7 protein-coding genes are annotated in these 9,107 nt (G+C 62.4%); all 7 read left to right on the forward strand.

Features of this window, described 5'->3' with window-relative positions; all coding sequences use genetic code 11:
* Nucleotides 1–65: 65 nt before the first annotated feature.
* Nucleotides 66–1,064: a phosphate ABC transporter substrate-binding protein PstS gene (locus ACK1VC_RS03740; protein WP_016489850.1), complete on the forward strand. Its 999-nt coding sequence runs from the start codon at nt 66–68 to the stop codon at nt 1,062–1,064.
* Between the two features lie 139 nt (nt 1,065–1,203).
* On the forward strand, nt 1,204–3,492 hold the full coding sequence (locus ACK1VC_RS03745; protein ID WP_191087110.1) for an ABC transporter permease subunit: 2,289 nt from the start codon (nt 1,204–1,206) through the stop codon (nt 3,490–3,492).
* 71 nt (nt 3,493–3,563) lie between these two features.
* A complete protein-coding gene (gene pstA / locus ACK1VC_RS03750) occupies nt 3,564–5,180 on the forward strand; it encodes a phosphate ABC transporter permease PstA (RefSeq protein WP_191087915.1) in 1,617 nt (538 codons plus the stop codon).
* Nucleotides 5,181–5,252: 72 nt separating this feature from the next.
* On the forward strand, nt 5,253–6,086 hold the full coding sequence (gene pstB, locus ACK1VC_RS03755; protein WP_016489847.1) for a phosphate ABC transporter ATP-binding protein PstB: 834 nt from the start codon (nt 5,253–5,255) through the stop codon (nt 6,084–6,086).
* Between the two features lie 73 nt (nt 6,087–6,159).
* Nucleotides 6,160–6,930 carry a phosphate signaling complex protein PhoU gene (phoU, locus tag ACK1VC_RS03760; protein ID WP_016489846.1) on the forward strand — a complete coding sequence of 257 codons (771 nt, stop codon included), beginning with the start codon at nt 6,160–6,162 and terminating at the stop codon, nt 6,928–6,930.
* 164 nt (nt 6,931–7,094) lie between these two features.
* Entirely contained in the window at nt 7,095–7,991 is an 897-nt protein-coding gene (locus tag ACK1VC_RS03765) for a response regulator (RefSeq protein WP_070086516.1), read from the forward strand.
* 177 nt (nt 7,992–8,168) lie between these two features.
* Nucleotides 8,169–9,065 carry a peptidoglycan DD-metalloendopeptidase family protein gene (locus ACK1VC_RS03770; protein WP_016489844.1) on the forward strand — a complete coding sequence of 299 codons (897 nt, stop codon included), beginning with the start codon at nt 8,169–8,171 and terminating at the stop codon, nt 9,063–9,065.
* Nucleotides 9,066–9,107 lie beyond the last annotated feature (42 nt).

Raw genomic sequence — 9,107 nt, forward strand, 5'->3', positions numbered from 1 at the left:
ATGCGGCCTGCCGATACTTGGGCCCGTTCCATCCAACACCCCAATATTCCTGCTAGGAGCAAGGCATGAAACTGAAGCGTTTGATGGCGGCCCTTACCTTTGCCGCCGCTGGCGTTGCAACCGCCAACGCGGTAGCCGCTGTCGATCCTGCAATCCCGACCTACACCAAAACCACCGGTGTTTCGGGCAACCTCTCCAGCGTCGGTTCCGATACCCTCGCGAACCTTATGACCCTGTGGGCCGAGGCCTACAAGAAGGAATATCCGAACGTAAACATCCAGATCCAGGCTGCCGGCTCTTCCACCGCGCCACCCGCGCTGACCGAAGGCACCGCCAACCTCGGCCCGATGAGCCGCAAGATGAAGGACGTCGAGCTGCAGGCCTTCGAGCAGAAGTACGGCTACAAGCCTACCGCCATCCCGGTTGCCGTCGACGCCCTGGCCGTGTTCGTGCACAAGGACAACCCGATCAAAGGCCTGACCATGGCCCAGGTCGACGCCATCTTCTCCTCCACCCGCCTGTGCGGTGGCAAGGCTGATATCAAGACCTGGGGCGACGTTGGTGTGACCGGTGACCTGGCCAACAAGCCAATCCAGCTGTTCGGCCGCAACTCGGTATCGGGCACCTACGGTTACTTCAAGGAAGAAGCCCTGTGCAAAGGCGACTTCAAGCCTAACGTGAACGAACAGCCTGGCTCGGCGTCGGTCGTGCAGTCGATCAGCTCCTCGCTGAACGGCATCGGCTACTCGGGTATCGGCTACAAGACCGCCAGCGTCAAGACCGTAGCCCTGGCCAAGAAAGAAGGCGGCGAGTTCGTTGAAGACAACGAAGCCAATGCCCTGAACGGCACCTACCCGCTGTCGCGCTTCCTGTACGTGTACGTCAACAAGGCCCCGAACAAGCCTTTGGCGCCGCTGGAAGCCGAGTTCGTCAAGCTGGTACTGTCGCAAGCTGGCCAGCAGGTCGTGGTGAAAGATGGCTACATCCCGCTGCCGGCCAAAGTCGTCGACAAGACCCTGGCTGACCTGGGCCTGTCCCACGCCGGTAACGTCGCAAAGAAGTAAGTAACTGAAGAGGGGGCCGGTGCTGATGCCCGGCCTCTTCCACGAATTTCCAGTCCGAAGCCAGGTTCACTGTGCGGCGGGCTTTCGCGCGTCACCACTTTGTAATGTTTTTGTCACACGGGACCGCTAGGGTGTGCGCATGAATGATCTGGCCAATTCCAACATGACCCAAAACTCCCAGCCCGTGCGCATTGATTTCAATACGCCCGAGTTGCAACGCAAGCGCCGCATGCGTGCGCTCAAGGACCGCCTGACCCGCTGGTACGTCCTGGTGGGCGGGCTTGCCGTGTTGGCGGCAATCACCCTGATCTTCTTCTACCTGGCCTATGTGGTGTTGCCACTGTTCCAGGGCGCCGAGCTGACCCGTAAGCAAGCCTTGGCGCCGGCCTGGCTACAGCAGGATGCCGGCAAGCCGCTGATGATTGCGCTTGAAGAACAGAACCTTGTGGGGATGCGGGTTTCGGACAAGGGCCAGGCATTGTTCTTCGATACCAAAACGGGTAACGAGCTCAAGCGGGTCGACCTGCCCGTGCCGTCAGACGCCCAGGTCACGTCGATCAGTAGCGACCAGCCGGGCAGCCCGCTGGTGGTGCTGGGTTTGTCCAATGGTCAGGCGCTGGTGTTCCACCACACCTACAAGATCACCTACCCGGACAACAAGAAAACCATCACCCCCGGCATCGACTACCCGTACGGCGAGCAGCCGTTCGTGCTCGACGAACAGGGCCGTGCGCTGGAGCACGTCAACGTCAACGTCAATGGCGACACCCTGGTACTGGCCGGGTCCACCGGCGCGCATCTGCAGGTGCTCCAGCTGACGCGCACCGAAAACATGATGACCGAAGAGGTCACCACCGAGCAGAACCGTATCGTGCTGCCGCAGATGACAGAAGCGGTGAAGAACATCTTCATCGACCCCCGGCAGCAGTGGCTCTACGTGATCAACGGCCGCGCCACCGCCGACGTGTTCAGCCTGCGTGACAAGAGCCTCAACGGCCGCTACAAACTGGCCGAAAGCGCTGACACTGAAATTACCGCCAGCGCCCAGTTGGTCGGCGGCATTTCGCTGATCATTGGTGATTCCAAAGGTGGCCTGGCCCAATGGTTCATGGCCCGTGACCCCGACGGCGAGTCGCGCTTCAAGCAGATCCGTACCTTCCAGATGGGCAAGGCCCCGGTGGTGCAGATCGACGCCGAAGAGCGCCGCAAAGGCTTCATCGCCCTGGACGCTGACGGCAAGCTGGGCGTGTTCCACAGCACGGCGCACCGCACCCTGCTGGTGGAGCCTGCTGCCGAAGGCCCGGGCACCTTGGCCCTGTCGCCGCGCGCCAACCGTATCATCATCGAAGAGGGCGGCAAGCTGCTGCCGCTGAGCCTGCGCAACCCGCACCCTGAAGTTTCCTTCAGCGCACTGTGGGGCAAGGTGTGGTACGAGAACTACGACGAGCCGAAATACGTCTGGCAATCGACTGCTTCCAATACTGACTTCGAGCCCAAGCTGAGCCTCTCGCCGCTGACCTTCGGTACGCTGAAGGCCGCGTTCTACGCGATGATCCTGGCCGCCCCGCTGGCCATTGCCGCCGCCATCTACACCGCCTACTTCATGGCCCCGGGCATGCGCCGCAAGGTCAAACCGGTGATCGAGCTGATGGAAGCCATGCCGACGGTAATCCTCGGCTTCTTCGCCGGCCTGTTCCTGGCGCCGTACCTCGAAGGCCACCTGCCTGGCGTGTTCAGCCTGTTCCTGCTGATGCCGTTCGGCATCCTGCTGGCCGGCTTCACCTGGAGCCGCCTGCCGGAGTCGATCCGCCTGCGTGTGCCGGATGGTTGGGAAGCTGCGATCCTGATACCGGTCATCCTGTTCACCGGCTGGTTCGCCCTGACCATGAGCCCGCACCTGGAAAACTGGTTCTTCGGCGGTGACATGCGCCTATGGATCACCAACGACCTGGGCATCACCTACGACCAGCGCAACGCCCTGGTAGTGGGTATCGCCATGGGCTTTGCGGTCATCCCGAACATCTACTCCATTGCCGAGGATGCCGTATTCAGCGTGCCGCGCAGCCTGACCCTGGGCTCTTTGGCCCTGGGTGCGACGCCTTGGCAGACCCTGACCCGCGTGGTCATCCTCACCGCCAGCCCGGGTATCTTCTCGGCGCTGATGATCGGCATGGGCCGTGCGGTGGGTGAGACCATGATCGTGCTGATGGCCACCGGCAACACCCCGGTGATGGAGATGAACCTGTTCGAGGGCATGCGCACCCTGGCCGCCAACGTGGCCGTGGAAATGCCGGAATCGGAAGTCGGTGGCAGCCACTATCGCGTGCTGTTCCTGGCCGCCCTGGTGCTGCTGATGTTCACGTTCGTCATGAACACCTTGGCCGAGCTGATTCGCCAGCGTCTGCGCAAGAAATACTCGTCGCTTTGATAGAAAGGTAGCGATCCGTGAAAAAGGATTCCCTCAAAGGCTGGTTCAAGAGCGGCGCCCCTGGCGTCTGGATGAGCGGCGGCGCCGTGGCCATGGCGGTGATCATGACCGTCGGCCTGCTGGCGGTGATTGCCGTGCGCGGCCTGGGCCACTTCTGGCCGGCCGATCTTGTCCAGGCCACCTACAAGGTGCCGGGCCAGGCTGACCATGTCGTCATCGGCGAAGTGGTGCAAAAGGAAGAGGTACCCCGTGCCCGCCTGAAGGGGGCCGGCCTGCCGGTACCGGACCAGGGCCCGGAGTTCATGACCCGCGAGCTGATGAAGGTGGGTAACCGCGACCTCAACGGCAGCGACTTCACCTGGGTGGTCGGCGACTGGCTGGTCGATGAACAGCGCCCGGCCGACCTGATCGCCCTGGAGCGCCGCGAGTGGGGCAACTTCTATGGCTACCTGGTCAGCGTCAAGGAAGAGGGCCGCGTAGTTGCCGAAGGCCCTGCTGCGTGGCACGAACTGCAGGCCCGCCTAAAGCGCGCCAACCAGCTCAACGGTGAGCTGCAGCAGTTGGAGAAGAAGGACATCGGTGCCATCAACCATGGCCTTGAGCGCCTGCGCCTGCAGGCCCGCAAGCTGGAACTGGACGGCAAGCTGGACGCCGCCGCCCAGGCCGACATGGACGCCGACCGCGCCGAGCTGAACAGCCGCTACAAAGCCATCGAAGACCGCTTGAGCGGCCTGCACCAGGCGTTCGCCCGCGACAGCCTGGTGGCCCGCGACGCCAACGGCCGTGAAGTGGAGATCAACCTGAGCAAGGTGGTGCACGCCATCCAGCCGAACGGCATGTCCGGTTTCAACAAGCTGGGTACTTACTTTGCCAAAGTCTGGGAGTTCCTCAGCGATGACCCGCGTGAGGCCAACACCGAAGGCGGTATCTTCCCGGCCATTTTCGGTACCGTGATGATGACCCTGATCATGGCCGTAATCGTCACCCCGTTCGGCGTGCTGGCCGCTGTGTACCTGCGCGAATACGCACGGCAAGGTCCGGTGACCCGCCTGATCCGTATTGCAGTGAACAACCTGGCTGGCGTGCCGGCGATCGTCTACGGTGTGTTCGGCCTGGGCTTCTTCGTCTACGTGCTGGGTGGCTCGATAGACCGCTTGTTCTTCCCCGAAGCCCTGCCGGCGCCGACCTTGGGTACCCCCGGCCTGCTGTGGGCATCGTTGACCCTGGCACTGCTGGCTGTTCCGGTGGTGATCGTGGCCACCGAAGAAGGTTTGGCGCGTATTCCGCGTACCGTGCGCGAGGGCTCGCTGGCCTTGGGCGCGACCAAGGCCGAGACGCTGTGGAAGATCGTCTTGCCCATGGCAAGCCCGGCCATGATGACCGGCATGATCCTCGCCGTGGCCCGCGCTGCCGGTGAAGTGGCGCCGCTGATGCTGGTGGGTGTGGTGAAGCTGGCGCCGTCGCTGCCAGTGGACGGGAACTACCCCTACCTGCACCTGGACCAGAAGATCATGCACTTGGGCTTCCACATCTATGACGTCGGCTTCCAGAGCCCGAACGTCGAGGCCGCGCGGCCGCTGGTGTACGCCACGGCACTGTTGCTGGTGCTGGTGATCGCTTCCCTCAACCTGTCGGCCGTGTGGATCCGCAACCACCTGCGCGAGAAGTACAAGGCGCTGGACAGCTGAGCCTGATTGCAAGCGTGCCCCCGGTGAGCCGGGCGGCCCTTTGAAACGAATTGACAGCGTATGGAGTTGACCATGCAGCAAGATTCTCATACCCACGGCATCGACATGTCTGCCCTGGGCCGCAACAAGCAGAGCCTGCACCTGGCCGAAGAAACCGTGGCCATCGAAGTGCCGGGCCTGAGCCTGTTCTACGGCGACAAGCAGGCGCTGTTCGACGTCAGCATGAACATTCCCAAGCAGCGCGTAACCGCCTTCATCGGCCCCTCCGGCTGCGGCAAGTCGACCCTGCTGCGCACCTTCAACCGGATGAACGACCTGGTTGATGGCTGCCGTGTGGAAGGCGCCATCAACCTGTACGGCAACAACATTTACCGCAAGGGCGAAGACGTGGCCGAGCTGCGCCGCCGTGTGGGCATGGTGTTCCAGAAGCCCAACCCGTTCCCCAAGACCATCTACGAGAACGTGGTCTACGGCCTGCGTATCCAGGGCATCAACAAAAAGCGTGTGCTTGACGAAGCCGTGGAGTGGGCGCTCAAGGGCGCGGCCCTGTGGGACGAGGTCAAGGACCGCCTGCACGAGTCGGCGCTAGGCCTTTCCGGTGGCCAGCAGCAGCGTCTGGTCATCGCCCGCACCATTGCCGTGGAGCCGGAAGTGCTGTTGCTCGACGAACCGTGCTCGGCACTGGACCCGATCTCGACCCTGAAGGTCGAAGAACTGATCTACGAATTGAAAGCCAAGTACACCATCGTCATCGTGACCCACAACATGCAGCAGGCGGCCCGGGTTTCGGACTACACCGCATTCATGTACATGGGCAAACTGGTCGAATTCGGTGACACCGATACCCTGTTCACCAACCCGGCGAAGAAGCAGACCGAAGACTACATCACCGGTCGCTACGGCTAGCAGCCACGCGGCCCGCTCCCACAGGGAATGACACGAACTACTTGAAGCTTGAAGCCTCTTCGCGGAGCGAACGATGATCAACAAAGAAAGCCTTACTCACCATATTTCCCAGCAGTTCAACGCCGAGCTCGAAGAGGTGCGCAGCCACCTGCTGGCCATGGGTGGTCTGGTGGAAAAACAAGTCAATGACGCGGTTACAGCGCTGATCGAGGCCGACTCGGGTCTGGCCCAGCAAGTGCGCGAAGTCGACGAACAGATCAACCAGATGGAGCGCAACATCGACGAGGAATGCGTGCGCATCCTCGCCCGTCGCCAGCCGGCGGCCTCCGACCTGCGCCTGATCATCAGCATCTCCAAGTCGGTGATCGACCTTGAGCGCATTGGTGACGAGGCCACCAAAATTGCTCGCCGCGCCATCCAGCTGTGCGAAGAAGGCGAGTCGCCGCGCGGCTACGTCGAGGTGCGCCACATTGGCGACCAGGTGCGCAACATGGTCCGCGATGCGCTTGATGCTTTTGCCCGCTTCGATGCCGACCTGGCATTGTCGGTAGCCCAGTACGACAAGACCATCGACCGCGAGTACAAGACTGCCCTGCGCGAGCTGGTGACCTACATGATGGAAGACCCGCGCTCTATCTCGCGGGTACTGAGCGTGATCTGGGCGCTGCGCTCGCTGGAGCGTATCGGTGACCATGCCCGCAACATCTCCGAGTTGGTGATTTACCTGGTGCGCGGCACCGACGTGCGCCACATGGGCCTCAAGCGGATGACGGCAGAAGTGCAGGGTACCGCTGTCGCCGACGGCGAAAAGGCTAATGTTCCGGGCGAATCTGACGATAAGTAAGGTTGCTCCCGAGCTTCGACGCCCGGCCTTGGCCGGGCGTTTTCGTTTGCGGTCGAGGAGCCGGCAGGCACCCGCGAACGATGTGAAGAAGTCCCGGCGTGACCAGGTTGTAGCAAATGGCCATTATTTGGCAGTAGGCTAGTCGGGATTCAGAAGGAGTATTGATGAGTAAAGTGAATGTGCTGGTCGTGGATGACGCCCCGTTTATCCGTGACCTGGTCCGCAAGTGCCTGCGCAATGCCTTCCCGGGCATGGCCATCGACGACGCCATCAATGGTCGCAAGGCCATGGCCATGCTGGGCAAGGAAGCCTTCGACCTGGTCCTGTGTGACTGGGAAATGCCGGAAATGTCCGGCCTGGAATTGCTCACCTGGTGCCGTCAGCAGCCAGCGCTGAAGAACCTGCAGTTCATCATGGTGACCAGCCGTGGCGACAAGGAAAACGTCATTCAGGCGATCCAGGCGGGCGTTTCCGACTTTGTTGGCAAGCCGTTCACCAATGAACAACTGCTGACCAAGGTGAAAAAAGCGCTGACCAGGATCGGTAAGCTCGACAGCCTGATGGCCATCGGCCCGGCGCGGGCCAACCCGGCATTCGCCAACGATTCTTTGAGTGCCCTGACAGGTGGCAAGCCAGAGGCAGCCAAGGTGACGGCCCCCCCATCGGCGCCAGTGGCTGCCAAGCCATTGGTCACTGCACCTACGCCTCCAGCCCCCGCGCCGACGGGGCGGGGCCAAGGCCAGTTGCGCCTGGCCAGCGGCATGCAACCGTGCGTGATCAAGGCGCTGAGCCTGAAAGAGGCGCTGTTGGTGGTACGCCGCAACGAAGCGCTGCCGCAGGTGCTGGAGGGCGCCGTGCTGGACCTGGAGCAGGGCGAGAACGCCGAAGTCGCCCGCCTGAACGGCTACCTGCACGCCGTTGCTGCATTGGAGCCCAAGCCCGACAGCGACTGGCTGCAGTTGACCTTCAAGTTTGTTGACCAGGACGCCCAGAAGCTTGATTACCTGTCGCGCCTGATTGCCCGCGGCACCGCGCAGAAACACTTCACACCCGGCGCCTGAGCCGGCAATTCATGCGGCGAAGCTGAAATCCTGGGGCTGCTGCCGCAGCCCTATCGCGACACAAGGCCGCTCCTACAAAAAGCCCGCGCAGCCCTGAGCCATCCGACCAACTGCAATACCTGCCTCAAAACGCGCTGCTAGGCTTCGACAGATCATAACTGTCAAAAAGCCACTATCATGCCCGCCCGCCTGCTGCTGTTCTGTGCATTGCTCATGGCCTCGGCGTCGAGCCTGGGTGTGACGCTCTATAAAATCACCGACGATTTCGGTGTCGTGTCCTATACCGACCGGCCAGGCCCTGGCGCCAAACCCTTGGTGCTGCGCGAGCCCATGGTCGAAACGCTCGAAGGCCAAGTGCTGCTGAACGCGAAAACCTTCGACGGCGGCGTGAGCTTTTCGGCACGCAACGAGCTGCATGTGCCGGTAGAGGTCGAATTACGCCTGGACAACCTGGTGAACGCCCAAGGCGGCGATGCCCCGCGTATCGTGCGCCGGCTGCTGCCGCCGCGCACCACGCAAATGCTCAGCGTGCTCAGGGGGCGCCCCGGGCTGCTGCTGAACTACCGCTCGACCCTGCTCCAGGCCATGGGGGACCCTGGCAAGCGGCCTCAGGGCTTCCGGTATGCGTTCCCCTGGGTCGGCGGGCCGTTCCGCGTCACCCAAGGCCCCAACGGCCGTGTCAGCCATTTTGGGCCCAAAGGGCGCTACGCCATGGATTTCGCCATGCCTGAAGGCACTACCATCATCGCGGCGCGGGAAGGCGTGGTGGTGAAGACGCAGAACAGCCAGAGCGGGCGCGAGCCCAACCCCTCGGGCAACTTTGTCAGGATCCTGCACCCGGACGGCACCATGGGCGTTTATCTGCACCTGATGCGTGGTTCGGTGGTGGTGGCGGAGGGGCAGCGGGTACGCCAGGGGCAGATGCTGGCCAAGTCGGGCAATACTGGCAACAGCACAGGCCCGCACCTGCATTTTGTGGTGCAGCGCAATGTGGGGTTGGCGCTGGAGTCGATACCTTACCGGTTCGACCGGCCGATCAGCGGGTTGCCCGACTTTACTGCGGGTAACCCTTGAGATTTTTGGGGCCGCTTTGCGGCCCTTTCGCGGGACAAGCCC

It is taken from the genome of Pseudomonas sp. XP2, from assembly GCF_053557975.1.

Excerpts from the sequence above, each read along its gene's own strand:
- ACK1VC_RS03745 (WP_191087110.1), top strand. The coding sequence starts at position 1,204 with ATGAATGATCTGGCCAATTCCAACATGACCCAAAACTCCCAGCCCGTG.
- pstB (WP_016489847.1), top strand. The coding sequence starts at position 5,253 with ATGCAGCAAGATTCTCATACCCACGGCATCGACATGTCTGCCCTGGGC.
- ACK1VC_RS03770 (WP_016489844.1), top strand. The coding sequence starts at position 8,169 with ATGCCCGCCCGCCTGCTGCTGTTCTGTGCATTGCTCATGGCCTCGGCG.
- ACK1VC_RS03765 (WP_070086516.1), top strand. The coding sequence starts at position 7,095 with ATGAGTAAAGTGAATGTGCTGGTCGTGGATGACGCCCCGTTTATCCGT.
- ACK1VC_RS03740 (WP_016489850.1), top strand. The coding sequence starts at position 66 with ATGAAACTGAAGCGTTTGATGGCGGCCCTTACCTTTGCCGCCGCTGGC.
- pstA (WP_191087915.1), top strand. The coding sequence starts at position 3,564 with ATGAGCGGCGGCGCCGTGGCCATGGCGGTGATCATGACCGTCGGCCTG.
- phoU (WP_016489846.1), top strand. The coding sequence starts at position 6,160 with ATGATCAACAAAGAAAGCCTTACTCACCATATTTCCCAGCAGTTCAAC.